Genomic DNA, 25,639 nt, shown 5'->3' on the forward strand with positions numbered 1-25,639 from the left:
CGACGACGGGAATTCCACGCGGCGCTGCCGCGCCCGAATCCCGGAGGTCGGACATGGTCCCCCCGACGGAAGCCCCTGCTCGCCCCGCCCGCAAGCGCAAGACGCGCGGCGAGGGCCAGTGGGCGCTCGGTTACCGCGAGCCGCTCAACCCCAACGAGCGCTCCAAGAAGGACGACAACCCCCTGAACGTCCGGCAGCGCATCGAGACGATCTACGCCCACGGCGGCTTCGACTCGATCGACCCGGCCGACCTGCGGGGTCGTTTCCGCTGGTGGGGGCTGTACACCCAGCGCGCACCGGGCATTCCCGGCGCGCGCACCGGCACGATCGAGCCCGAGGAGCTCGACGACCGCTACTTCATGCTGCGGGTCCGCATCGACGGCGGCGCGCTGACCACCGAGCAGCTGCGCATCATCGGTGAGATCTCGCAGACCTACGCGCGCGACACCGCCGACATCACCGACCGGCAGAACATCCAGCTGCACTGGGTGCGGGTGGAGGACATGCCCACGATCTGGCAGAAGCTGGAGGGCGTCGGGCTGTCCACCACCGAGGCCTGCGGCGACTGCCCCCGCGTCGTGCTGGGCTCGCCGGTGGCGGGCATCGCCGCGGACGAGATCATCGACGCCACCCCGGCGATCGACGAGATCGCCGAGCGGTTCATCGGCGACAAGTCGCTGTCGAACCTGCCGCGGAAGTTCAAGAGCGCGATCAGCGGCTCGCCGCGCTGGGACACCGTGCCCGAGATCAACGACATCTCGCTGGTCGGCGTCGTGCACCCGGAGCACGGGCCCGGCTTCGACCTGTGGGTCGGCGGCGGCCTGTCCACGAACCCGAAGCTGGCCGTGCGGCTGGGAGCCTGGGTGCCGCTGGGCGAGGTCGCCGAGGTGTGGCAGGCCGTGGTGCAGATCTTCCGCGACTACGGCTACCGGCGGCTGCGGCACCGCGCCCGGCTGAAGTTCCTGCTCGCCGACTGGGGCCCGGAGAAGTTCCGGCAGGTGCTGGAGGACGAGTACCTGGGCCGCAAGCTGATCGACGGCCCCGCGCCGGAGACGCCGACCGGGCACCGCGACCACGTCGGCGTGCACCCGCAGGTGGACGGCAACTTCTACGTCGGCGCGAAGTCCGCGGCGGGCCGGGTCAGCGGCTCCACGCTGGTGGAGGTCGCCAAGGCCGCCGAGCGGGTCGGTTCGCGGCGCATCCGCACCACCGTCGAGCAGAACCTGCTCGTCCTCGACGTGCCGCAGTCCGAAGTGGACGGTCTGGTAGCGGACCTGGGCGCGCTGGGCCTGCAGTCCGACCCGTCGCCGTGGCGGCGGAACGTGCTGGCCTGCACTGGGATCGAGTTCTGCAAGCTGGCCATCGTCGAGACCAAGGAGCGGGCGATCGCGCTGGTCGACGAGCTGGAGCGGCGGCTGGCCGACATCCAGGGCGACGTGACCGACCCGGTGACGATCAACCTCAACGGCTGCCCGAACGCCTGCGCCCGAACCCAGGTCGCCGACATCGGACTGAAGGGCCAGATGGTGCCGGACGGCAACGGCAACCAGGTCGAGGGCTTCCAGGTGCACCTCGGCGGCGGCCTCGGCCAGGACGCCGGGTTCGGCCGCAAGATCCGCGGTCACAAGGTCACCTCCGCGGAGCTCGGCGACTACGTGGAACGCCTCGTCCGCAACTACCTGGCGCAACGCGGCACCGGCGAGCGCTTCGCGCAGTGGGTGGCGCGGGCCGAGGAAGACGACCTCAAGTGACCCGGGCGACACCGTTCTACTGCCCGTACTGCGGGGACGAGGACCTCACGCCCGAGGCCGAGCCCGCGGGCGCGTGGCAGTGCGGCTCGTGCCTGCGGGTGTTCACCGTTCGGCTCGTGGGGTTGTCGCTCGGCGACCCGGCTGGAGGAAACGGAGACCGATGACTGCCGACACCACCACGAAAATCGGCGCGCGGCGCAGCGACGAGGAGCTCCGCGCACTGGTCGAGGAGGCCGCGCCGCGGTTGGCCGAGGCCGGTGCGGAAGAAGCGCTGCGCTGGGCCGCCGACACCTTCGGCGACGGCTTGATCGTCGCGTCGAACATGCAGGACGCGGTGCTGGTCGACCTGGCGGCCAAGGCCAAGCCGGGCGTGGACGTGCTGTTCCTGGAGACCGGCTACCACTTCGCCGAGACCATCGGCACCCGCGACGCCGTGGCGCAGATCCACGACGTCAGCATCGTCAACGCCGTTGCCGAGCAGACCGTCGCCGAGCAGGACGCCGCCGAAGGCCCCCGGCTGTTCGAGCGGGACCCGAACCGCTGCTGCTTCCTGCGCAAGGTGGTGCCGCTGCGCAACACCCTGGCCCGCTACGAGGCGTGGGTGACCGGCGTGCGCCGGGTGGAGGCCCCGACGCGGGCGAACACGCCGATCGCGACCTGGGACGAGCGCAACGGCCTGGTCAAGATCAATCCGCTGGCGGCGTGGTCCGACGACGACATGCAGCACTACATCGACGAGCACGGCGTGCTGGTCAACCCGCTGGTGGCGGCCGGCTACCCGTCGATCGGGTGCCAGCCCTGCACCGCCAAGCCCGCCCCGGGCGCCGACCCGCGCAGCGGGCGCTGGGCGGGCAGCGGCAAGACCGAGTGCGGACTGCACGGCTGAGGAACTCCGGAGGAGACATGACGACAGTCGAGTTGCCGAGCGATCCGGCCGAAGCGCCGCCGCAGGTGGACAACCTGGACGCGCTGGAGTCCGAGGCGATCCACATCTTCCGCGAGGTGGCCGGGGAGTTCGACCGGCCGGTGATCCTGTTCTCCGGCGGCAAGGACTCCACGGTGCTGGTGCACCTGGCGCTGAAGGCGTTCTGGCCGGCTCCGGTGCCGTTCCCGCTGCTGCACGTCGACACCGGGCACAACTTCCCGGAGGTGCTGGAGTTCCGCGACGAGCTGGCGGAGCGGCACGACCTGCGGCTGGTGGTGGCGTCGGTGCAGGACTACATCGACGACGGCCGGCTGCAGGAGCGGCCCGACGGCACCCGCAACCCGCTGCAGACCACGCCGCTGCTGGACGGCATCAGCGAGAACCGGTTCGACGCGGTCTTCGGCGGCGGCCGGCGCGACGAGGAGCGGGCGCGCGCCAAGGAGCGCATCTTCAGCCTGCGCAACGCCTTCGGGCAGTGGGACCCGCGCCGCCAGCGCCCCGAGCTGTGGAACCTGTACAACGGCAAGCACCGGCCGGGCGAGCACGTCCGGGTGTTCCCGCTGTCGAACTGGACCGAGCTGGACATCTGGCGCTACATCCAGCGGGAGAAGATCGAGCTGCCGGAGATCTACTACGCGCACCGCCGCGAGGTGTACCTGCGCGACGGCATGTGGCTGACCTCGGGGCCGTGGGGCGGCCCGCGCGAGGGCGAGGTCCCGGCGTCCAAGATGGTGCGCTACCGCACCGTCGGCGACGGCTCCTGCACCGGCGCGGTGGAATCCGAGGCGTACACGGTCGACGACGTGATCGCCGAGGTCGCCGCCAGCCGCCTCACCGAGCGCGGCGCAACCCGAGCCGACGACCGCCTCTCCGAAGCCGCGATGGAAGACCGCAAGCGCGAGGGCTACTTCTGAGCCTGGCGCGGATACGCAAGCGGCGAAGCCGCTTAGCCCACCCTCGCAACTCGCACCGCCGCGAGTTCTGAGAGGTCTTCTCGCGAGGACAGCCCCGATGCCGCGGGACATACATAAGTCGGGGATCCCGGCGTCGAGAAGACCTCTCAGGTTCCGCTACCCGCACCGCCATGCAAGACGAGCCGACCACTCTTAAAAGCCAGGAATGGGTTCTTCAATGACCGAGACGACTATCCGCACTGCTCCGGACAGCGGCACCGAGGTGACCCTGCCGGTGCACAGCGATCTGCTGCGGTTGGCCACCGCCGGCTCCGTCGACGACGGCAAGAGCACCCTGGTCGGGCGGCTGCTGCACGACACCAAGTCGGTGCTGGCCGACCAGCTCGACGCGGTGCACCGGGCCAGCGCCGACCGCGGCCTGGCCACCCCGGACCTGTCGCTGCTGGTGGACGGCCTGCGCGCGGAGCGCGAGCAGGGCATCACGATCGACGTGGCCTACCGCTACTTCGCCACGCCGAAGCGCACCTTCGTGCTCGCCGACACCCCGGGGCACGTGCAGTACACCCGCAACACCGTCACCGGCGCCTCGACCGCGCAGCTGGCCGTGCTGCTGGTGGACGCGCGGAAGGGCGTCATCGAGCAGACCCGGCGGCACGCCGCGGTGCTGGCGCTGCTGGGCGTGCCGCAGCTGGTGCTGGCGATCAACAAGATCGACATGGTGGACTTCGACGAGGCGGTGTTCACCCGCATCGCCGCCGAGTTCACCGAGCACGCCCGGGCCCTGGGGTACCGGGACGACGCCGTGGTGACCATCCCGGTGTCCGCGCTGCTCGGCGACAACGTGGTCGAGCGTTCCGCGAACACCCCCTGGTACAGCGGGCCTTCGCTGCTGGAGCACCTGGAGAGCGTGCCGGTGGCGCCGGACCCGCACGATGCGCCGTTGCGGATGCCGGTGCAGTACGTGATCCGGCCGCGCACCGCCGAACACCCGGACTACCGCGGCTACGCGGGCCAGGTCGCCGCGGGTGTCGTCGCCGAGGGCGACGAGGTGGTCGTGCTGCCGGCCGGGCTGCGCACCCGGGTGTCCAAGGTGGACACTCCGAACGGCGCGAAGCCGCGCGCCGCCGCCGGGCACTCCGTCACGCTGCTGCTGGCCGACGACGTGGACATCTCGCGCGGCGACCTGATCGCCGCCGCGGACGCGCCGCCGCGGGTGACCGACGAGCTCGACGCCACGGTCTGCTGGCTGGCGGAGAAGCCGCTGAACCCGGGCGCCAAGGTGCTGGTCAAGCACGGCACCCGCACGGTGCAGGCCATCGTCACCGAGCTGTCCGCCCGCTTCGACGAGCAGCAGCTGTCGAGTGTGGATGGTCCGGATTCGTTGCAGCTCAACGAGATCGGCCGCGTACAGCTGCGCACCTCGGAGCCGCTGCCGGTGGACGACTACGCCGCGAGCCGGCGAACCGGCTCGTTCCTGGTGATCGACCAGGCCGACGGCACCACGCTGGCCGCCGGACTGATCGGCGTGCCGCTGGCACCGCTGGCCGCCGCGTCGGAATGAGCCGCTCATGACCGCTCCACTGGTGGCCGTCGCGCATGGCAGCCGGGATCCGCGTTCGGCCGCGACGATCCACGCCCTGCTGGACGTCGTGCGCGCCACGCGCCCGGACCTCGACGTGCGCGTGGCGTTCCTGGACCTCTCGGCGCCGCGTGTCGGCGACGTGCTCAGCGCGGTGCACGGCGACGGGCATTCCGCCGCGGTCGTCGTGCCGCTGCTGCTCGGCCGGGCGTTCCACGCCCGCGTCGACGTGCCCGCGGCGGTGGCCGACGTGGAACGGCGCTATCCGCGGTTCCAGGTGCACGTTTCCGACGTGCTGGGGCCGAATCCGAGGCTGGACGAGGCGGCGTGGCGCCGGCTGGTGGACGAGGGCGCCGATCCGGACGATCCGGAGCTGGGCGTGGTCCTGGCGGGTGCGGGCTCGTCGCACGCCGCGGCGAACCGGCTCGTGGCGGACGTCGCCGGGCGCTGGCAGGCGAAGGCCGCCTGGGCGGGCGTCGTCCCGGCCTTCGCGGCGGCCGCCGAACCGGACGTGCCGGCGGCGATCGAGGCCCTGCGCACCCGCGGCGCGCGCCGCTTCGCGGTCGCGTCCTGGTTCCTGGCCCCGGGCCTGCTCCCGGACCGGATCACCGGCCTGGCCCGCGAGCACGCGACCGACCCGCTGATCGCGGCCCCGATGGCGGACGACGAGGGCGTGGCCGACCTGATCCTCCACCGCTACGCCGAAACCCTCAACGCCGCTCCCCTGCAGCTACCTGAGGCCCTGTGACGCCCTGGAGCGATGTCATCCGCTACGCGAGCCACTAAACGGCTCTCATGAGCGTGACTTACGACGACCTCCACCAATTGGTGGAGCGACTGCCCAGCGACAAGCTGGACGACGCGGCCTCGGCGCTGGTGCACCTCGTCACGCAAACCGTAGAGCTCGCGGATGAACCGGTGCGCGATCTGAGCGGATACGCAGGCTCGTTCGCCGCGGAGCCGGATTTCGCCGAGCGAGCTGAGGAAATTCTCCACGAGCGGTTCCGGGGCGTGGAAGCCGCGCGGGAGCAAGCCCACATCCAGACCCTCCGTCTGCTACTCGCGATCGAACGGCTGGAAGCCGGCGGCGGACAAGAGCACGAACTCGTCGAATGAGGCAGGTCCGGGACGACCACGTCTGACAGCAAGCCTGCGATCACGAGTTCCTCAGGCCGATCAACGGCGTGCACGCCGGCCGCGCGACCTCTGAGCAAAAGTCGACAACTGGGTTTGCAGGGGCAACCTGCGGGGCATGATGTGGCCGTGTCATCCAGCTGGGTACACGAAAACCGGCAGCGACCCGGACACCCCCGACAGCCCCGGTCGCTGCCGGTCCCGACTTGGCGGTGCGACGGATGAACCCGCAACCGCACTTCATGGCGCGGGTTCGCGCCGAGTTCGCCCGCAGCGAGCAGGACAAGTCCTGCCACTTCTTCCCGCTGCCCGCCGACGGCCCGCTGCCGCCGATGCTGTACGCCTACTGCGGTTTCGGCATCCTCCCAGGCGAGGCCGAGGCGCTCGACGGCCCGGCGGGCATGCCCTGCCTGCAATGCCTGATGGCCGCCGCGCTCACCGACACCACCTCGTGAGCCGCCCGGCCGCGCGACCAGCGGCGGGAGCGAAAATCAACACCTGACTCTGAGTTGTTCTTCCGAACACTAAGCTTCACCCCATGTGGTCATGAGAGAGTTGCTTGCCAGCGTCTGGACGGGGAACCGGCCGCTCCCTGTGTTCGTCGTACCCGCCAGGCCCGCGCTATCGAGTGACCGCCGGTGGGTGGGGGCGATCAATGCAAGGCTGGACGAGGAGTCGGGGACAACAGCGCGAGATGAACACGCAGCAGCCGAATCGACCGGTCATCACGCCGACCATGCGAGAACAGGCCATGAAGCAGCCGAACACCTGGCTGTACGTGGTCGACCCGATCTTCACCGATCCGAACGCCGAGGTGCCGCCGTGGGGCTTCATCGGCGGCTACCGGGTCGATGAGCAGGGCGAGATCACCGACGACTTCTCCCCCAACCCGAACTACCGGCCCTCGCCGGTCGCGCTGCGGCTGCCCGCACCGACCAACGACGTCGAGCGCGCGCTGCAGCTGACCACCACCGGCTACGCCCAGGGGCACGCGCTGCTGACCGCGATGCTGGACGCCGAGCTGATCCTGTTCGCGCAGCCGCAGGGCAACGGGCTGTTCACGATCGAGCACGAGTCCGGCCGCCGGCAGCTGCAGGTGTTCACCTCCGAGGGGTTCCTGCCGCCGAACTGGACGACCTGGCAGCGGATGACCGGGCGCCAGCTCGCGACGCACACCCTCACCGGCATCGACGTGCAGGTGAACCCGACCAGCCCGGTCAAGGCCCGGCTCCCCGCCGAGGACCTGGCCAAGGCCGCGGCCGCCGTGCCGCCGAAGGCGCCGGGCGTGCCGGTGCACTCCCCCGCCACCGGCACTCCGGTGGTCACGCCGCCGGGAGCCGCGCCGCAGCCGCCCGCGGCACCGGCGCCGCCCGTCGAGCAGGCCCCGAAGCCGGCGGTGGATCCGGCCGAAACCGAGTACGGCCGCCGGTTCATCGGCTCGATGCTGGCCGGCGCGATCGGCGACGCGCTCGGCGCGCCGGTGGAGTTCTACCCGGTGGACCAGATCCGCAGCCGGTTCGGCGCGATGGGCGTCACCGAGTACGACCGCGCCGGTGAGCAGCCGGGCGAGTTCACCGACGACACCCAGATGACGCTGTTCACCCTGGAAGGCCTGATCCGCGGGCACATCGCGACGCGCTCGACCGGCGCGGACAGTCCGCTGTCGGCGATCCAGCTGGCCTACCAGCGCTGGCTGCACACCCAGGGCTACGCGTGGATGCGCGCGGCCGGGCCGTTCACGATGAGCCACCCCAAGCCCAACGGCTGGCTGATCGACCAGCGCGACCTGTTCGTCGTGCGCTCGCCGAACAGCAGCTGCATCACCGCGCTGCGGGAGTTCGCCTCGGTCGGCGCGCCCGGCACCTTCGAACGGCCGATCAACGATTCGCAGGACTGCGGCGGCGTCGTCCGGGCCGCCCCGGTCGCGCTGTGGTCGGACGACCCCGAGCAGGTCTTCGAGCTCGCCGCCGCGACCGCGGCCCTGACCTACTCGCAGCCCAACGGCTACCTGCCCGCCGGCGTGCTGGCCGTCGTGGTGCACCGATTGCTGCACGAGGAGACGCTGGAAGAAGCGGTGCGGCAGGCCCGCGAACTGCTCGTGCAGTACCACGGCCACGAGGACACCGACCGCGCGTTGCAGGCCGCCGAGGAACTCGCCAAGCAGGGCAAGCCGAGCCCGGAGGAGCTCAAGGACACGCTGGGCGGCGGCTGGGCCGGGCACGAGGCACTGGCCATCGCCGTGTGCGCGGCGTTGGCCACCGACACCGTCGCCGCCGCGCTGATGGTGGCCGTCAACCACTCCGGCGACAGCGACTCCACCGCGGCGATCTGCGGGAACATCGTCGGCGCCCGCTACGGTTCGACGGCCCTGCCCGGGGTGTGGCTGCGCGACCTCAAGCAGCGCGAGATCGTCGAGACGCTGGCGAAGGACGCGCTGCAGGAGTTCAGCGCGGCGCCGCCGACCGGCGACGCGTGGGCCTCGCGGTACCCGGCCGCGAAGGACATCTCCGACCTGATCTTCACCTCCGACCTCCCGCTGGTGGGTTCGGAACCGGTCGCCAAACCGGCGGAAGCGGAACCGGCGCCGGTCGCCGACGAAGCACCGGCCGAGACCGCCGAACCCGAAGCCGAGCCGGACGTCTCCGCGGTTTCAACTGAAACCGCGGACCAACCGGAGGCGGAGGCTCCGGCGGAGGACCCCGCACCCGCCGAACCCGAGGTGCCAGCGGTTTCAATTGAAACCGACGACCAGCCGGAGGCCGAGGTCGCCACTGTGGCCGCGGCGGTCGAGGAACCGGTCGAACCTGTCATCGACCCCGCCGAGCTCCGGCCGCACCGCATCCTGGGTTTCCTGCTCGGCGGCGCCGCCGGCGACGCGCTCGGCTACCCGATCGAGGACGACTCGCTGCAGGACATCCGCCGCAAGTACGGCGTGGCGGGGCTGACCGACTTCGTCGACGCCCACCGGCCCGGCGGCTCGATCAGCGACGAGACCCAGATGACGCTGTTCACGCTGGACGGTCTCATCCGGGCCAGCATCCGCCGCCGGCTCTTCGGCGAGAACGAGCCCACCACCCAGGTGCAGCACGCCTACCAGCGCTGGCTGCACACCCAGGGCTTCGACTGGCGGGAGGCCGGCGGGCCGCTGGCCGCGAACCCGCCGGACGGCTGGCTGATCAAGCAGAAGGGCCTGTTCGTCCGCCGCGCGCCCGGCACCACCTGCATTCAGGCGTTGCACGGCTACGCCAACGGCAACAAGCAGGGCTCGTTCACCAACCGCCTCAACGACTCGAAGGGCTGCGGCGGCGTGATGCGCGCCGCCCCGGCCGGGTTGTGGTCCGCCGACGCGGCCGAGGTGTTCCAGGTCGGCGCGATGACCGCGGTGCTGACCCACGGCCACCCCAGCGGCTACCTGCCCGCCGGGGCGCTCGCGGTGATCGTCCAGCAGCTGCTGGCGGGCCGGTCGCTGCCCGAGGCGGTGGACCGCGCGCTCACCGAACTGTCCACGTGGGACGGTCACGAGGAGACCAGCACCGCGCTGCGCCGGGCCATCGAGCTGGCCACCGCGGGCACCCCGACGCCGGAGCAGATCCACGAGGTCCTCGGCGAGGGCTGGTTCGGCGAGCAGGCCCTGGCGATCGCGGTGTGCGCGGCACTGACGCACCCGGAGTCGTTCGCCGACGCCGTGATCCTGGCCGCCAACCACTCCGGCGACAGCGACTCCACCGCGGCGATCTGCGGGAACATCATGGGCGCGGCGCACACGGCGGACGCGATCCCGCAGACCTGGCGCGACAAGCTGGAGCTGCGCGAGGTCATCGAGGCGATGGCCGGCGACGCGATCCAGGAGTTCGGCCCGACCCCGCCGACGGGTGCGGAGTGGCTGGAGCGCTACCCGATCGGCGACGTCGAGCCCGCCGCCGAGCCGGTGGTCGTGGAGACGGCCGAGGCGGTCGAAGAGCCCGTGCCGGCAGCGGAAACGCCGGAGCCCGAACCCGAGCCGGTCGTCGAGGAGCCGGTCGTCGAGGAGCCCGTCCAGGAAGTGCCGGAAGCTCCGGCCGTCGAGCCCCTGGCGGCCGAAATCCCCGTCGTCGAGCCCGCGGCCGAGGTTCCCGCCATCGATGTGCCTGCTGCCGAAGCCCCGGTCGTCGAAGCCGCCGCCGTCGAAGCCCCGGCTGCGGACGTCGCCGTCGCGGAGGCGCCGGTCGATGCCGACGACGAGGCCGACGACGGGCTGTCGGACGAGGAACAGCAGCTGCTCAGCGTGTGGCGCAAGTTCCGCGACAACGGCGAGGGGAGTTCCGCCGACCTCACGCAGAGCCTGCAGAAGCTGCTCGTCGAGGCCTTCGGCGCCGAACGCGCCGCCCAGCTGATCGGCGAGGCCGAGCCCGAAGCCGAGGCCGAGCCCGCCGCCGAAACCCAGGTGGAGCTCAGCCGGAGCGAGCGGCTCGAAGGCTGCGTGCTGGGCTCCGCGGTCGGCGACGCCCTGGGCGCGCCGTGGATGTTCACCGACCTGCGCAAGATCCTGCGCGAGAACCCCGAAGGCGTCCGGGAGCTCACCGAGCTCTTCGGCCGTCGCGGCTCGGCCACGGTGTACACGCAGCAGACCGCGTTCGTGCTGGGCGCGCTGATCCGCTCGCACATCCGCTCGACCCTGCGCGGTATCGCCGCGCACCGGCCGTCGATGGTGCGCCTCGCGCTGCTGCACTGGATGGACACCCAGGGCGCGCAGGTGTCGAACGAGTCGCCCGGCGGGTCGCTCGCCGAGACCGAAGTCCTTCGCGCACAACGGTTCCCGGACGAGGCGACGCTGACGGCGTTGGCCCGCTTCGCCGACCGACGCGACGTCCCCACCCCGGCCAGCCCGCCGAACGCCGCCCGGACGGCGGCCGCCACGGTGCGCGGGGCGGTGGTCGGCTTCGACGCCGCCGACGTGCCGCACGCCATCTCGCTGGGCGCGGAGATCGCCGTGATCACCCACGGCCACCCGGACGGCTTCCTGCCCGCGGGCGCGCTGGCCGGCCTGGTGTGCGCGCTGAACAGCGGCCAGACGCTCGTCGACGCCGTGCACGTGGTGCTGGCCGAGCTGGACCAGGTGGAAGGCGCCGAGAACACCGCGCAGGGATTGCGCGCGGCGGTCCAGATCGCCGGCGGCGGACCGGCCTCGCCCACGAGCTTCGACGAGCTGGGCCTGGGCTGGAACGCACCGGAGGCCCTGGCCATCGCGGTCGCGGCGGCGCTGTCGCACCCTAACTCCATCTCCGACGCGGTGTCGCTGGCCGCCACCCACGCCGGGAACACCGCGGCCACCGCAGCCATCTGCGGCAGCCTGCTCGGCGCCGCCCGCGGCGCCGCGGAGATCCCCGCGGACTGGGTCGGCGAGCTGGAGCTGCGGGAGGTCCTCGCCCAGCTGGTCGCCGACGAGCACCGCGCCCGGACGGAGATCTTCACCGACGCGCCGGCGCCCGACTGGGCCGGGCGCTACATCGGATAATCCATAGTGGACGAACTAGGTCTCGACGAGACGGAACGAGCGCTGCTGGCGGCGTGGCGGGAGGCGCGCGCGGCCAGCCGCCGCGACCCGGTGGAGCAGCGGCTGCTGGACACCTGGCGGCAGTGGCGGCGACAGCCCGCCACCACGCCGCTGTGGGTGACTGCCCTGCAACACCGGCTCGCCGCGGAAACCCCGCCTGCACCCGCCACCGGCCTGGCCGATCGGAACGGCGCGCTGCCCGAGGCGCCGGGCCGGTTGCTCGGCATGCTGCTGGGCGGCGCGGTCGGCGAATTCGTCGCGCTCGGGCGGGTCGGCGAGCGCACCACCGCCGTGCTCTTCGCCCTGGAGGGCCTGATCCGCGCGCACACCAACGCGCGGTCGACGGGCGACGGCGACCCGGTCGGCTCCGCCCTCGCCGGGCTCCAGCGCTGGCTGCACACCCGGGGCGTGCCGTGGCGCGACTGCGGAGCCGACACCGCCCAGCCCAACGGCTGGCTGGTCACCGAGCCCGCGCTGCGCGGCACCGGCAGCGACGACCCGGCGATGCTCACCGCGCTCGCCCGGGTCGCCGCCGGGCACGCCGCCGGTTCCCGGCAGCAGCCGATCAACTCCTCGGACACGGCATCCGCCGTGCCGCTCGGCGCGCTCGCCGCGCTGTGGTCGGGCGATCCCGGCACGGTGTTCGCGCTCGGCGGCGATCTCGCCGCGCTCACCCACGGCCATCCCAACGGCCACAGCCCGGCCAGCGTGCTCGGCGTGACGATGCTGTGGCTGCTGCGCGGGAACTCGTTGCAAACCTCGCTGCGGCAAGGGCTTTCCGGCTGGCAGACGGGACGCACGGCGTTGACCCGGGCCCTGCGGCTCGGCCGGCTCAGCCCTGCCGGATTCCGGCCCGGGCAGGCCCACCTCGACGCGATGTCCACCGGGCGCAGCGGCCTGGACGCGCTGGCGATCGCCGCCCGGGTCGCCACGGCCTGCGAGGACGACTTCGCCGGCGCCGTCGAATCGGCGAGCCTGCACAGCGCCGACGCGGCCGCGCTGTGCGGGCAGCTGCTCGGCGCGCTGCACGGCCCGACGGCGATTCCCCCACGATGGCGGGAGGAACTGCCGATCACCGAGCTCGTCGAGCGGATCTCCGAGGACGCGGCAACGGAGTTCGGCCCGTACCCGGACGAGTCCGACCGGTGGCAGCGCCGCTACCCGACCACCGAATCCGCCGAACCCCAGGCACCGTCCACAACGGACTACCGCACCGGGCTGACCGCGGTGCCCCGGCTGGCCGCGTCCCGCGACCGGTTCCTCGGAGCGGTGCTCGGCTGCGCGATCGGCGAGGCGCTCGGCATGCCCATCGCCGCGGACAGCTGGGACGAGATCCGGGCCCGGCACGGCGCGAACGGCCTCACCGACTACATCCCGGCCGGCCACCCCTCGGGACGGCTCGGCAGCGACACGCAGCTCCTGCTGTTCTCGCTGGAGGGCACGATCCGGGCCAACGTCGCGCGCCGCACCACCGGCACCGAGGACCCGGCCCGGCACATCCAGCACGCCTACCAGCGGTGGCTGCACACCCAGCACCTGAGCTGGCCGCGCGCGGCAGGCGAGTTCCTGGGCGGCACCCCGGAGCCGGACGGCTGGCTGGTGCGCCAGCGGGCGCTGTTCCAGACCCGCAATCCGGGCCGCACCATGATGCGCACGCTCATCGCGTTCGCCAAGGGCCAGCAGCGGATGGGCTCCCCGGACCACCCGGTCAGCGACTCGCAGGGCAGCAGCGCGATCATGCGGGCGGTGCCTGCGGCGCTGTGGAGCAACGACCCGGCGGAGGTCTTCCACGTCGGCATGCGAACCGCGGCGCTCACCCACGGCCACCCGGCCGCCTGGCTGAGCGCGGGCGCGCTGGCGTTCCTGGTGTCGCGGCTGATGAACGGCGAGCCGCTGGCCACAGCGGTCGATGCGGCGCTGGAGCAGCTCACCCCGCACACCGGGCACGAGGACGTCAGCCGCCGCATCTCCGCAGCGGTCCGGCTGGCCCGCAGCGGCCGCGTGCCGCCAGGTGATCTCGAACGCGCCCTGGGTGTCGGCTCGACCGCGGCCGAAGCGCTGGGCATCGGGCTGTACGCGGCGCTGGCCTGCGACGGGGACTTCGACGCGGCGCTGCCGGTGGCGGTGAACCACTCGGGCAACAGCGCGACGACGGGAGCGGTCTGCGGCAGCCTGATCGGCGCGGCGTCCGGCGCGGAGCGGATCCCGGAGCGCTGGACGGTGGAGCTGGAGCTCTACGAGGTGATCGAGCGCCTCGCCCACGACGCTGTCCTGGAGTTCGGCCCCCGGCCCCCCGAATGGGCCGACCGCTACCCCCCGACCTGACAGGACCACATCGTTACCGCACCGCCGCAGTGCGCCGAAGGCTCCCAATTTTAGGCAAAATCGGAAACGCACCCGCCCAGGCCCCGGTTTTAGGCAAAATCGGGAATCCCACGGTGCCGCGCCTCGGTGTGGGACTGGGATCACTGGCCCACCGGCGCTAACGACGGTTAACGTGCCTGTCATGGATGAGCTTGTGCACCTCGCCGTGGCCGACGGCATCGCGACGATCACGCTGGACTCGCCCCACAACCGCAATGCGCTGTCCGCGCAGCTGCGGCGCGAACTGCGGGACCACCTGAGCGCGGCGATCGCCGACGACGCGGTGCGCGTGATCGTCCTGGACCACACCGGCAAGGTGTTCTGCGCCGGGATGGACCTCAAGGAGTCGCGCTCGGCGGACTCCGAGAAGCAGGGCGTCAACGAGTTCCCGGCGATCCTGGAGCAGATCTGGACCAGCCCGAAGCCGGTGGTCGCCAAGCTCGCCGGCCCGGCCCGCGCGGGCGGCGTCGGCATCGCGGCGGCCTGCGACATCGCGGTCGCGGCGGACACGGCGACCTTCGCGTTCTCCGAGGTGCGGATCGGTGTCGTGCCCGCGGTGATCTCGGTGACGGTCCTGCCGCGCCTCGACGCCCGCCAGGCGCACGAGCTGTTCCTGACCGGCGAGACCTTCGACGCCCGCCGCGCCGCCGAGATCGGGCTGCTCAACTCCGCCGTCGCCGCCGACGAGCTGGACGCGGAGGTCAAGCGCTACACCGACATGCTCGCCCTGGGCGCCCCGGGCGCGATGGCGGCCACGAAGGAGATGCTCATCGGCCGGCGCCCGTCGAGCATGGGCGAGGCGTTCGCCCAGATGCTGGAGCTGTCGGCGAAGCACTTCGCGGGCGAGGAAGGTCAGGAGGGCATGCGGGCCTTCGCGGAGAAGCGCAAGCCCGCCTGGGTGCCCGACGCCCTGAAGTGACGCTCAGGCGCCTTCGCCGCCGATCCGCTCCCGCCACGGTCCCTTGGCCAGCAGCCAGTGCGGAACGAGCTTGACCGGGAACGGGAAATCGGTGGCGAAGACGTCCTCGCCGATGACCTCCTGCACCTCTCGGTACTCGCCGTCATCCAGCCGGAACTCGAGAATCCCTGGCTTCTCGTCGTCCGGAGTGACGATCCAGTACGCCTGGATACCGAATTCGGCGTACTCGCGACGCTTGATGTGATGGTCGCGAAGGATGCTCTCCGGAGAAACGACCTCGATTGCGAGCAACGGCGGACAGGTGAGGTACGGCTTCTCAAAATCGGTCTCGTTGAGCACGACAATGTCCGGGATGCGGTGGTGCGTCCGATCCGCGTTGAAGTTGATACCCGCACCTCGCATCACGATGAACTCGGCCGGGGCAAGTTCGAAACCGAGGTACTGGCAGAGCCTCGCCTCAGTTAGGGAGTGCGCACTCACTGGCGCAGGAGACACGTCAAGCCTCCCGTCGACCAGCTCGTAGCGGCGCCCGTCGTCGGGTAGCCGCTCCAAGTCGTCGACGGTCATCGGCGCATGCTGCTCGTCCGCCCGCATGTTCACGACAGTCATACTGCCTCCCGTTCTGCACGGGAGCCAGTATTGCGAGGCGCGTCTGGTCACCAATGGGCGATCAGGACCTGGTCAGCACCGCCGTGAACTCGCGGCCGCAGATCGGGTGCTCGGAGGCGTCGCGGAGCACCGCGTTGATCCGGCCGAACGCCTTCGGGTCGTGCTCCGCGAGCGCCTGGAAGCCCGACCAGACCAGCACGTGCTCGCCCTCCGGCAGCCAGGACAGGTCCGTCAGGCAGTCGTAGAGGGCGTCCAGGTTGCGGCCCGTCCACTCCGGGAAGTTCAGCACCGCGGCGATCCCGTCCAGGGTGGTCCGCTTGCTGATCAGATCGGAGCCGTCCAGCACGTGCGCGACCGCGCCCCGCTGCTCGGCTTCCTGCACGGCTTCGCGCGCAGTGACGTCGGCGGACGGCTGCTCCACCTCGCTCACCGTCGGCTCCTTCCGCACCCTGCTGGCCCACTTCGTCGCAAACATCGCACTCAACCCGCGGCGTCGACAACCACAAATGACTCGTAATGATCGCTCGTGTAGTAAAGCTCGGAATGGCTGCCGGTGACCAGTCGTCGGGCACCGCGATCTTGGGAACCCGGCGTCGGCACGGTGTACTCGTGGTAGTAACCCGACTGCTGCTCCGGCAGGACGCCTTCGCGGTTGCCGAACACCGAGCCGTCCTTGCCCGGGTAGGGGAACGGGCCGCCCTTGATGATCAGCTGCCAGGTCTGCCCGGCCTCCGGCGGCAGCGTGGACAGCGCCTTGACCGGCAGGCCGGACTCGGCACCGGGCACGGCCCGCTGCTGCGTCGCCGCGCCGGGACCGACGTCCATGTAGTCCCGGACGAACCAGCCGATGACGACCAGGGCGATCAGCCCGACCAACGCCACCGAGATGCGCTTGCGCGACGTCACGCCGCCGTCCCCTTCCGCCCGGCCTCGCCGTCCCGGCGGCCGACCGGGGGTTCCGCGTCGCGAACCCTCGTCAGCTTCGCGCCGAGGCGGTCGATGCCGCGGTCGATCACACGTGCGAGCACCCAGCACAGCGGCAGCAGCACCGCCAACACCAGGGTCACCTGCAGGGGGTAGACGAGCTGCACGAGCCACAGCTCGACGCCGTCGTACCACTCGACCAGCCACTCCAACACAGAGCGTCAGGGTACGCCCGGTCCGATGAAGCCGTGCGCCACCCCGGGCCCCGCCCGCGACTACCCCGCGTGCGCGCCTCCCGCGGCGCAGCACGATTTCGCGAGGAATCGACCCCCACCTGGGTAAACGGTAATTCCTCGCGAAACCGGCATCGGGTCGTCAGCGCTGCCCGGAGTGCTCCCGGACGGACTTGATGATCGCGCCGAAGTCCAGGTCGCCGCCGCCCTCCTCGTTGAACCGCTGGTAGAGCTCGGTCGCCAGGCGGCCGATCGCGGCGTCGGTGCCGCTCTGCTCCGCCGCCGAGGCCGCCAGCCTGAGGTCCTTGAGCATCAGCGCCGCGGCGAAGCCGGGCTCGTAGTCGTGGTTGGCCCGGCTGGTCTCCACCAGGTCCGGCACCGGGCAGTTGGTGGTCAGCGCCCAGCACTGCCCGGTGGAGATGGACGCCACGTCGTAGAGCGCCTGGTGCGACAGCCCCAGCCGCTCCCCCAGCACGAACGCCTCGCTCACCGCGATCATGGACGCGCCGAGGATGAGGTTGTTGCACATCTTGGTGACCTGGCCGTTGCCCGGTCCGCCGCAGTGGATGACCTTGCGCGCCATCGGTTCCAGCAGCGGTTCGGCGCGGTGGAAGTCCTCCTCCGAGCCGCCCACCATGAACGTCAGGGTGCCCGCCTCGGCGCCGGCGGTGCCGCCGGAGACCGGGGCGTCGATCGAGCCGAAGCCCGCCTCGGCGGCCCGCTCGTGCGCCTGGCGGGCGTCCGCGACGTCGACGGTGGAGGAGTCGATGAGCAGGGTGCCGGGCTTCGCCGCGGCGAGCACGTCGTCGTAGCAGGCCAGCACGTGCTTGCCGCTGGGCAGCATGGTGATCACCGCGTCGGCACCGGCGGCGGCGTCGGCCGCCGATGCGACGGTGGTCACGCCGTGCCGGTCGGCGACCTCCAGCGCCGCCGGGATCAGGTCGAACCCCTGCACCGAGTGGCCGGCCTTGACGAGGTTCGCCGACATCGGGCCGCCCATGTGGCCCAGCCCGATGAATCCGATGACAGCCATTGTCATTTTCCCCTTCTGCGCTGGAACTTCCGTCAAGGCCGCCGCGGATCAGCCGAACAGCTCCGGCTCGCCCGCGACCGGTTCGAAGAACTTCTCCATCCGAGATTCGTCCACATCGGACAGCTGCGCCGGCGACCACTGCGGGTTGCGGTCCTTGTCCACCAGCGTCGCGCGCACGCCCTCGACGAAGTCGCCGATGCGCACGCACGCCATGGCCAGCCGGTACTCCTGGACGAGGGCCTCCTCCAGCGAGCCGTAGTCGCTGCGCAGGGCCTTCAGGGTGATCTTGAGCGAGGTCGGCGACTTCTGCCCGATCGCCTCGGCGGTCTCGCGGGCCGCTTCCTCCGGCCGCTCGCGCAGGCGCCGCAGGATCTCCTCGACGCCGTCCGCCGAGTACGCGGCGTCGATCCACTCGCGCTGCGCGGCCAGCGGGGCCTCGGGCGCGGATTCGGAGAACTTCTGCAGCACCTCGTCCACCTCGCCGGTGGCCAGCGCCTCGACGAGTTCCGGCAGGTTCGCGCTGTTGACGTAGTAGTCGGCGACCCCGCAGTAGATCGCGTCCGCGCCGCCGACCGGCGCACCGGTCAGCGCCAGGTGCGTGCCGAGCTCGCCGGGGGCCCGGGAGAGCAGGTAGGTGCCGCCGACGTCGGGGATGAAGCCGATGCCGACCTCGGGCATGCCGACCTTGGAGCGCTCGGTGACCACCCGGTGCGAGCCGTGCGCGGAGATGCCGACGCCGCCACCCATGCAGATGCCGTCCATGATCCCGATGACCGGCTTCGGATAACCCGCCAGGGCCGAGTTGAGCTGGTACTCCTCGGTCCAGAACGCGGCGGGCAACGACTCGTCGCCGGCCTTCGCCGCGTCGTGCAGGGCGCGGACGTCGCCGCCCGCGCACAGCCCGCGCTCACCGGCCCCGTCGATCAGGATCGCCCGGATGTGCTCGGCGGTGCGCCACTGCTCCACCGCCTGCGCCATCGCCCGGACCATCCCCAGCGTCAGCGAGTTGAGCGCCTTGGGGCGGTTGAGCGTGATCCGGCCGAGCGAGCCCTGTTCGCGAACCAGGATCTCGGGCTCCGTCATAGTGCGACTCCTGTCTTCGTGTGCACGGACCGGCTTGCGTTCCGGTGCCCCAGCGGAACCTCAGCGCCCGCCTCGACACCCTCCTGCCGCAATTTCCATTGAAATCGAACCTTCGATTTCAATGGAAATCGCGGACCACATGACGTCGGGGCGGTGCTCGCGAGGCGCCGGACTTGCGTCGAGCACTGCGAACCTCCCAGTCCGTGCTGGTGCGCTGCCCACCCGAGGCCGCCGGCGGTCAGGCCGCCAGCAGTCCCCTGGAGATGATCAGCCGCATGATTTCGTTGGTACCTTCCAGGATCTGATGCACCCGCAGGTCGCGGACGATCTTCTCCAGGCCGTACTCGGCAAGGTAGCCGTAACCACCGTGGATCTGAAGTGCCTCGTTGGCCACCGCGAACCCCGCGTCGGTGGCCAGCCGCTTGGCCATCGCGCACAACCGGGTGGCCGCCGGGTCCTTGACGTCCAGCGCCCACGCCGCCCGCCACAGCAGCAGCCGCGCGGCCTCCAGCTCGGTGGCCATGTCGGCGAGCTTGAACTGCAGCACCTGGAACTCGCTGAGCTTGGCGCCGAAGGCGCTGCGTTCCCGCACGTAGGCGAGGCTCTTGTCGAGCGCGGCCTGCGCGCCGCCGAGCGAGCACGCGGCGATGCTGAGCCGGCCGCCGTCCAGGCCGGTCATGGCGATCCGGAAGCCGATGCCCTCGTCGCCGAGCCGCTGGGCGGCGGGCACCCGGACGCCGTCGAAGATCACCTGCCGGGTCGGCTGGGCGTTCCAGCCCATCTTCTTCTCGTTGGCGCCGAAGGACAGGCCCTCGGCGTCGCCCTCGACGATGAAGGTGGAGATGCCCTTCGCACCGGGCTCGCCGGTGCGGGCCATCACCACGTAGACGTCCGAGGTCCCGCCGCCGGAGATGAACTGCTTGACCCCGGTCAGCAGGTAGCCCCCATCATCGCGGACCGCACGGGTCTCCAGCGCCGCCGCGTCCGAGCCCGCGCCGGGCTCGGTGAGGCAGTAGCTGGCCAGGCGTTCCATCGAGCACAGTCCCGGCAGCCAGCGGGCGCGCTGCTCGGCGTTGCCGAAGCGGTCGATCATGCCCGCGCACATGTTGTGGATGGAGATGTAGGCGGCGATCGACGGGTCGCCGGCGGCGAGCGCCTCGAAGATCAGCACCGAGTCGAACCGGCTCAGGCCGCTGCCGCCGACCGACTCGTCGACGTAGATGCCGCCGATGCCGAGCTGCCCGGCGGCGCGCAGCGCCTCGACCGGGAAGTGCTTGGTCTGGTCCCATTCGACCGCGTGCGGGGCGAGTTGTTCGGTGGCGAACTCCCGCGCGGTCTGCTGGATCGCGCGCTGGTCCTCGGTGAGCTCGAACGGCGACACCGGGCCGGCCACGGCTGCAACGGACACGTCCACTCCCTTCCCGTGAGCGATTTCGCGCCTCCCGGCGCAGGTGCGGCGGCGGTTTCGCACGAGATCGCCGCCGCACCCGCCCGGTTCAGTGCATCGTCGGAATGGTGAAGCTGGCGCCTTCCTTGAGGCCGGAGGGCCAGCGCGAGGTGACCGTCTTGGTCTTGGTGTAGAACCGGATCGAGTCCGGCCCGTGCTGGTTGAGGTCGCCGAATCCGGACCGCTTCCAGCCGCCGAAGGTGTGGTAGGCGATCGGCACCGGGATCGGCACGTTGACGCCGACCATGCCGGTGTTGACGCGGGAGACGAACTCGCGCGCCGCGTCGCCGTCGCGGGTGAAGATCGCCACGCCGTTGCCGTACTCGTTCTCGCTGGGCAGCCGGACCGCCTCGTCGTAGTCGGCGGCGCGGACCACCGACAGCACCGGCCCGAAGATCTCCTCCTGGTAGATCCGCATGTCCGGGGTGACGTGGTCGAACAGCGAGGCGCCCAGGAAGAAGCCGTCCTCGTGCCCGGCGAGCCTGAAGTCCCGGCCGTCGACCAGCAGCTTCGCGCCTTCCTCGACGCCGACGTCGATCAGGTCGCGGACCCGCTGCCAGGCCTGCTTGGTCACCAGCGGGCCGAAGTCGGCGGCCTCGTCGAAGCTGGTGCCGATCGTCAGCCGGTGCACCCGCTCGACGAGTTTCTCGATCAACGCGTCGGCGGTGGCCTCGCCGACCGGCACGGCGACCGAGATCGCCATGCAGCGCTCCCCGGCGGAGCCGTAGCCGGCGCCGATCAGGGCGTCGGCGGCCTGGTCGAGGTCGGCATCGGGCATCACGATCAGGTGATTCTTGGCGCCGCCGAAGCACTGCGCGCGCTTCCCGTGGGCCGCGGCGGTCGAGTAGATGTACTCGGCGATCGCCGACGAGCCGACGAACCCGACGGCCTCGATGCGCGGCTCGGTCAGGATCGCGTCCACCGCGGTCTTGTCGCCGTTGACCACGTTGAAGATCCCCGGCGGCAGCCCGGCCTCGATGAACAGCTCGGCCAGCCGCAGCGGCACCGAGGGGTCGCGTTCGGAGGGCTTGAGCACGAAGGCGTTGCCGCAGGCGATGGCGGGCGCGGCCTTCCACAGCGGGATCATCGCGGGGAAGTTGAACGGCGTGATGCCGGCGACCACGCCCAGCGGTTGCCGCAGCGAGTACACGTCGATGCCGGTGCCGACGCTCTCGCTGTACTCGCCCTTGAGCAGGTTCGGGATGCCGACGGCGAACTCGACGACCTCCAGGCCGCGCTGGATGTCGCCCTTGGCGTCGGGGACGGTCTTGCCGTGCTCGGAGGCGAGCAGCCGGGCCAGCGAGTCCATCTCGTCGTTGACCAGCTGAAGGAACCGCATCAGCACCCGCGCCCGCTTCTGCGGGTTCATCGCGGCCCACGCCGGCTGCGCCTCGGCGGCGTTGTCGACCGCCGCCGCGACCTCCTCCGCCGATGCCAGCGGCACCCTGGCCTGCACCTGCCCGGTGTTGGGATCGAACACGTCACCGAAGGACCCGGACGTCCCCGCTACGCGCTTGCCGCCGATGAAGTGCTCCAGCTCGTTGGTCATGTCGCAACGCACCTTCCGCCGAACCGGTCGGTAATTACTAGGAAACCAAACCTTTGGTACTCCAATCTTTCCCAGAAACGCGGCCAATGCAACAGGGTGCGCTGCGTCACAGGCCCGATCGGGTAGCGGTGAAGACCTGACGAGCCGGAGGAGGGCGCGGACGACTTCCCACGCCGACCGCCGGCGGATGCCGACGAGATCGAGCGCACCCGGACCGGCCGCCGCTCACGCCCGGAGCGACCCGCGATGCTCGGGCGGCGAGCCCAGAGGCGGCTTCGAGCCGCCCAGCACTACGCCGGGCCTACCGCATGGATCACCTGCCGGGCGATCTCCGCAGGAAGCGGGGCGCCGTTGCCGTCGTCCACTCAGGACGATCAGGATTCGAAGTGCTTCTCCAGGATGCCTTCGAGGTCGGTGCTGAGCGGGATCTCGTCAGCCGCCGAGACCCAGGCGTACGCATCGTGCTCGGTCAGCCGCACGCCTTCGGCCGTGGCGACGGTGACCGACCAGGTGTGCTGGCGGTTGTACGTGCCGCTGCGCGTGATGTAGTCGAACGCGCCCAGGTAGCCGGTGATCTCGGCGATGCGGAGGCCCGTCTCCTCGTCCACCTCGCGGTGCAGCGCCGTGTTCAGGTCTTCGCCGGGATCGACCTTGCCGCCGGGGAATTCCCATTCGCCGCCGCGAGAATCCGTCTCCCTGCGGCGCACCAGCAGGACCTGCCCACCGGCATCGATGACGGCCGCGACGATCTGCTGCTGCACACCGTCGGCGGCGTCTCGGCGGGCCAGATCGGCCACTTCGGCCAGGTGCATGCGGACCGTCCTCCTGGGCTTTTCGCCACCGTACCGGGCCGCCCCGACGCCCCGCACGTCCCTACGCGGTCGAAACCAGCAATGCGGACATCCGCCGGACCACTTCCAGCGCCGCAGGGTCGAGCGAGTAGCAGATCTGGGTGCCGTCCCGGCGGGTTCGCACCAGCCCGGCCTCGCGCAACGTGCGCAGGTGACCGGAGATCGTCGGCTGGCTCACCCCGAAGTACTCGGTGAAGTCGCAGGCGCAGATCTCGCCCTCGCGGCGCAGCCGGTCGAGCACGCCGAGCCGGATGGGGTGCCCCATCGCCCGGAACAGGCCGGCGGTGTGTGCCAGATCATCATCGCCCACCCGGCCATTGTATCGCCACTCTCCTATATAAAGAGAATCGGCAATTACCTATATAGGAGGATGGCGATGACGTCCGGTGTGAACGAACTGGTCCTGGAGGTGGCGGACCTCGACGCCGCCGAGCGCTTCTACACCGAAGTGCTCGGATTTCCGGTCATCGAACGCTGGGAAGGCGGGCACTGGCGCAACCGCGAAGCGGTGTGGGTCCTGGCCGGCGGCACCAGGATCGGCCTGTGGAAGCCGGCTCTGGGCATAGCCCGCGCCCGGGGCGGCGTGCACGTCCACTACGCCCTGTCCGTGAGCGACGACGAATACGACGCGCTCGTCGAGCGGGTTCGCGCGCGCGGCGCGCAGGTCGACGAGGTGGAGTTCGGCCCGGGCAATGCACGCTCGGCGTACGTGGCCGACCCGGACCACAACGTCGTCGAGTTCTGGACCTGGGATGTGAAGCAGGGCAGCCCCGGTGCGCCGAGCGCGATCAGCGAGGGCGTCTTCGGGGTCTAGCGGGTCTGCGAGCCCTTCGGGTTGCCGCCGCAGCCCGAAGGAATCGCGGTCCGCCCGGTGGCTGAACAGCGCACCGCGCAACGGCTTTCGGCCCAGGAACAACGACTCCGCGGCGGAGAAGCTCCTGCGTCATCGGGCGTGGGCGAGCTGTCCACAAAGAACAACCGGTCTCCGTCGAAAGCGCGTTCAGCCCCTGGCGTGCCGCTCGCGGCGCGCTGAGCAGGCCGGACGGGCTTACCCTGCAACGCATGCCCCCCGAGTCGCCGGACGTCTGGGCTATGGCCGACCTGGCCACGCCGTTCGCAGTCCGCACGGCGGCCACCCTCCGGGTGCCCGACGCGGTCAAGGACGGCCCGCTCCCCATCGCCGAGATCGCGCACCGCTGCCGGGCCGAAGCCGATCCGCTCGGGCGCGTCCTGAGATTCCTGGTGCACCGCGGCGTGTTCACCGAACCCGAGCCCGACGTATTCGGCCCCAACGACGCCTCGCAGGCGCTGCGCAGCGACCTGGCCGACGGCCCCCAGCCCTGGCTGGACCTGGACGGCGCCGTCGGCCGCGCCGACCTCGCGTTCGTCGAACTCATCGAGCAAGTCCGCGGCCGCCACCCCGCCTATCCGGCCGCGTTCGGCCGGTCCTTCTGGGAAGACCTGGCGCACAACCCGCAACTGTCGGACTCGTTCGACGCCCTCATGGAGACCAAGACCTACGGGATCGCCCCGCTGATCGCCGTCGCGCACGACTGGAGCGCCTACGGCCGGATCGCCGACGTCGGCGGCGGCAAGGGCGTGCTGCTCGCCGAGATCCTCCGGACCAACCCGAAGGCACGCGGCATCCTGGTCGACCTGCCGGGCCCGGCCCGCAGCGCCGCGGACTACCTGCGCGAACAGGGCGTCGGCGACCGCTCGGAGGTGGTCACCGCGAGCTTCTTCGACCCGCTGCCCATCCAGGCCGACGCCGTGGTGGTCTGCGACGTCCTCGGCGACTGGGACGACGAGGACGCCACCCGGATCCTGGCGCACTGCAAGCAGGCGGTCGCCCCGGGCGGTCGACTGCTGATCGTCGAACTGCTGCCGGACCGGGAGCGGATGGCGCTGTTCACCGAGATGGACCTGCGGATGATGGTCTACGTCGGCGGCCGGATGCGCGATCTCGACCGGACCCAGCAGGTCGCGGAGGCCGCCGGGCTCGCCGTCGACGACTTCACGCCGCTGGACAACGGCTACGCCATCGTCGAATGCCGCCCCGAGCGGTAGCGCTGCACCCTCGCGGCGATCGACTCCCGCCACTTCTCCGGCAGGTCGGCGAGACCACCGGCGACGTGTTCGGCCAGGTCTCCGCGGTCCTGCATCTTCAGGGCGAACACCTCGGACACCCGCACCCCGTGCTCCGGCCGGGAGAGCACCTCGACCGAATCGCCTGCGGTGATCTCGCCCGGCTCCTCCACCGCCAGGTACGCGCCGGTCCGGCCGTGCTCGCTGAACCGCTTGACCAGGCCCTTGACATCCCAGAACCCGGCGAACACCCGGCACGGCGTGCGCGGCCCCGTCACCCGCAGCACGGCCCCACCGATCCGCCACCTCTCGCCGATCACCGCGGAACTGCTGTCGCACCCCACCAGCGTGAGGTTCTCGCCGGCATTGCCGGGGACCAGCTCGCGCCCCAGCTCCCGCGACCAGTACCGGAGCTCCTCGCTGTCGAACGCGTAGGCCGCCTGGTACCAGGCCCCGTGGTACTTCACATCGCACACCGTGTCGCCGTGCACGCCGGCCTGCTCGAACCGCACCGGTCCACCGGCCGGGCGCTTGTCGATACCGCTGCGCCCCACGCGCCCGGTCCAATCCCCGGTCTGCACCACCGCGAGGTTCACCGACTGCACAATCCCCATGGCCCCAACCTACGCGGACGGCCACCAGGGCAACCGAGCGAGTATCCGCTGGAAATCGACCCTGCCCGGTGGCCGCAACCCCGAGGGCACGG

The 25,639-nt window shown here is 71.3% G+C and carries 24 protein-coding genes; 13 read left to right on the forward strand and 11 right to left on the reverse strand.

Annotated features, from left to right (window positions below; translation table 11 throughout):
* Positions 1-53 precede the first annotated feature (53 nt).
* From AC07EQ_RS13705 to AC07EQ_RS13755, 11 genes are all read left to right on the forward strand, one after another.
* Positions 54-1,751: a nitrite/sulfite reductase gene (locus AC07EQ_RS13705; RefSeq protein WP_478388300.1), complete on the forward strand. Its 1,698-nt coding sequence runs from the start codon at positions 54-56 to the stop codon at positions 1,749-1,751.
* Entirely contained in the window at positions 1,748-1,915 is a 168-nt protein-coding gene (locus AC07EQ_RS13710) for a hypothetical protein (protein WP_478388301.1), read from the forward strand. The genes AC07EQ_RS13705 and AC07EQ_RS13710 overlap by 4 nt, the downstream gene beginning before the upstream one ends.
* The gene (locus AC07EQ_RS13715) at positions 1,912-2,637 is read left to right on the forward strand and encodes a phosphoadenylyl-sulfate reductase (RefSeq protein ID WP_478388302.1); all 726 of its coding nucleotides are present in this window, start codon (positions 1,912-1,914) and stop codon (positions 2,635-2,637) included. Before AC07EQ_RS13710 ends, AC07EQ_RS13715 begins: the two co-directional genes overlap by 4 nt.
* A gap of 17 nt (positions 2,638-2,654) precedes the next feature.
* Entirely contained in the window at positions 2,655-3,590 is a 936-nt protein-coding gene (gene cysD, locus AC07EQ_RS13720; protein ID WP_478388303.1) for a sulfate adenylyltransferase subunit CysD, read from the forward strand.
* A 217-nt stretch (positions 3,591-3,807) separates the two neighbouring features.
* Complete coding sequence (locus AC07EQ_RS13725) at positions 3,808-5,151, forward strand: sulfate adenylyltransferase subunit 1 (RefSeq protein WP_478388304.1); 1,344 nt, start codon at positions 3,808-3,810, stop codon at positions 5,149-5,151.
* Positions 5,152-5,158: 7 nt separating this feature from the next.
* Positions 5,159-5,917 (forward strand): sirohydrochlorin chelatase, encoded by a 759-nt coding sequence (locus AC07EQ_RS13730; RefSeq protein ID WP_478388305.1) that lies wholly within the window; start codon positions 5,159-5,161, stop codon positions 5,915-5,917.
* Between the two features lie 53 nt (positions 5,918-5,970).
* Positions 5,971-6,285: a hypothetical protein gene (locus AC07EQ_RS13735; RefSeq protein ID WP_478388306.1), complete on the forward strand. Its 315-nt coding sequence runs from the start codon at positions 5,971-5,973 to the stop codon at positions 6,283-6,285.
* Between the two features lie 239 nt (positions 6,286-6,524).
* A complete protein-coding gene (locus AC07EQ_RS13740; protein ID WP_478388307.1) occupies positions 6,525-6,758 on the forward strand; it encodes a hypothetical protein in 234 nt (77 codons plus the stop codon).
* Between the two features lie 239 nt (positions 6,759-6,997).
* On the forward strand, positions 6,998-11,797 hold the full coding sequence (locus tag AC07EQ_RS13745; RefSeq protein WP_478388308.1) for a type VII secretion system-associated protein: 4,800 nt from the start codon (positions 6,998-7,000) through the stop codon (positions 11,795-11,797).
* Positions 11,798-11,803: 6 nt separating this feature from the next.
* Entirely contained in the window at positions 11,804-14,161 is a 2,358-nt protein-coding gene (locus tag AC07EQ_RS13750; protein WP_478388309.1) for an ADP-ribosylglycohydrolase family protein, read from the forward strand.
* 181 nt (positions 14,162-14,342) lie between these two features.
* Positions 14,343-15,119 (forward strand): enoyl-CoA hydratase-related protein, encoded by a 777-nt coding sequence (locus AC07EQ_RS13755; protein ID WP_478388310.1) that lies wholly within the window; start codon positions 14,343-14,345, stop codon positions 15,117-15,119.
* 3 nt (positions 15,120-15,122) lie between these two features.
* On the opposite strand, the gene AC07EQ_RS13760 is transcribed toward AC07EQ_RS13755, so the two are convergent.
* The 10 genes from AC07EQ_RS13760 to AC07EQ_RS13805 all read right to left on the reverse strand — a co-directional run bounded on the left by AC07EQ_RS13760 (position 15,123) and on the right by AC07EQ_RS13805 (position 23,158).
* Positions 15,123-15,728, reverse strand: a complete 606-nt coding sequence (locus AC07EQ_RS13760) for a Uma2 family endonuclease (RefSeq protein ID WP_478388311.1) — start codon at positions 15,726-15,728, stop codon at positions 15,123-15,125.
* A gap of 61 nt (positions 15,729-15,789) precedes the next feature.
* Positions 15,790-16,158: a barstar family protein gene (locus AC07EQ_RS13765; RefSeq protein WP_397526436.1), complete on the reverse strand. Its 369-nt coding sequence runs from the start codon at positions 16,156-16,158 to the stop codon at positions 15,790-15,792.
* 50 nt (positions 16,159-16,208) lie between these two features.
* Positions 16,209-16,634 carry a guanyl-specific ribonuclease gene (locus AC07EQ_RS13770; protein ID WP_478388312.1) on the reverse strand — a complete coding sequence of 142 codons (426 nt, stop codon included), beginning with the start codon at positions 16,632-16,634 and terminating at the stop codon, positions 16,209-16,211.
* Entirely contained in the window at positions 16,631-16,867 is a 237-nt protein-coding gene (locus AC07EQ_RS13775) for a hypothetical protein (protein WP_358306283.1), read from the reverse strand. The genes AC07EQ_RS13770 and AC07EQ_RS13775 overlap by 4 nt, the downstream gene beginning before the upstream one ends.
* 160 nt (positions 16,868-17,027) lie before the next feature.
* The gene (gene mmsB / locus AC07EQ_RS13780; RefSeq protein ID WP_478388313.1) at positions 17,028-17,918 is read right to left on the reverse strand and encodes a 3-hydroxyisobutyrate dehydrogenase; all 891 of its coding nucleotides are present in this window, start codon (positions 17,916-17,918) and stop codon (positions 17,028-17,030) included.
* Between the two features lie 48 nt (positions 17,919-17,966).
* Positions 17,967-19,001 carry an enoyl-CoA hydratase/isomerase family protein gene (locus AC07EQ_RS13785; RefSeq protein ID WP_478388314.1) on the reverse strand — a complete coding sequence of 345 codons (1,035 nt, stop codon included), beginning with the start codon at positions 18,999-19,001 and terminating at the stop codon, positions 17,967-17,969.
* 238 nt (positions 19,002-19,239) lie between these two features.
* Positions 19,240-20,409 (reverse strand): acyl-CoA dehydrogenase family protein, encoded by a 1,170-nt coding sequence (locus AC07EQ_RS13790; RefSeq protein WP_478388315.1) that lies wholly within the window; start codon positions 20,407-20,409, stop codon positions 19,240-19,242.
* Between the two features lie 88 nt (positions 20,410-20,497).
* Positions 20,498-21,997, reverse strand: coding sequence for a CoA-acylating methylmalonate-semialdehyde dehydrogenase (locus tag AC07EQ_RS13795; protein ID WP_478388316.1), 1,500 nt, complete (start codon positions 21,995-21,997; stop codon positions 20,498-20,500).
* 374 nt (positions 21,998-22,371) lie between these two features.
* Positions 22,372-22,809 (reverse strand): NUDIX domain-containing protein, encoded by a 438-nt coding sequence (locus tag AC07EQ_RS13800; RefSeq protein ID WP_478388317.1) that lies wholly within the window; start codon positions 22,807-22,809, stop codon positions 22,372-22,374.
* 61 nt (positions 22,810-22,870) lie between these two features.
* Entirely contained in the window at positions 22,871-23,158 is a 288-nt protein-coding gene (locus AC07EQ_RS13805; protein WP_478388318.1) for an ArsR/SmtB family transcription factor, read from the reverse strand.
* Positions 23,159-23,224: 66 nt separating this feature from the next.
* Here AC07EQ_RS13805 and AC07EQ_RS13810 point away from each other — a divergent pair, with 66 nt between their 5' ends.
* Both AC07EQ_RS13810 and AC07EQ_RS13815 read left to right on the forward strand, forming a co-directional pair.
* The gene (locus AC07EQ_RS13810; RefSeq protein ID WP_478388319.1) at positions 23,225-23,662 is read left to right on the forward strand and encodes a VOC family protein; all 438 of its coding nucleotides are present in this window, start codon (positions 23,225-23,227) and stop codon (positions 23,660-23,662) included.
* Between the two features lie 248 nt (positions 23,663-23,910).
* Positions 23,911-24,915 carry a methyltransferase gene (locus AC07EQ_RS13815; RefSeq protein WP_478388320.1) on the forward strand — a complete coding sequence of 335 codons (1,005 nt, stop codon included), beginning with the start codon at positions 23,911-23,913 and terminating at the stop codon, positions 24,913-24,915.
* On the opposite strand, the gene AC07EQ_RS13820 is transcribed toward AC07EQ_RS13815, so the two are convergent.
* Positions 24,882-25,547: an MOSC domain-containing protein gene (locus AC07EQ_RS13820; protein WP_478388321.1), complete on the reverse strand. Its 666-nt coding sequence runs from the start codon at positions 25,545-25,547 to the stop codon at positions 24,882-24,884. The genes AC07EQ_RS13815 and AC07EQ_RS13820 overlap by 34 nt on opposite strands.
* Between the last annotated feature and the right edge of the window lie 92 nt (positions 25,548-25,639).

The sequence above is a fragment of the Saccharopolyspora sp. NPDC045839 genome (genome assembly GCF_056431645.1).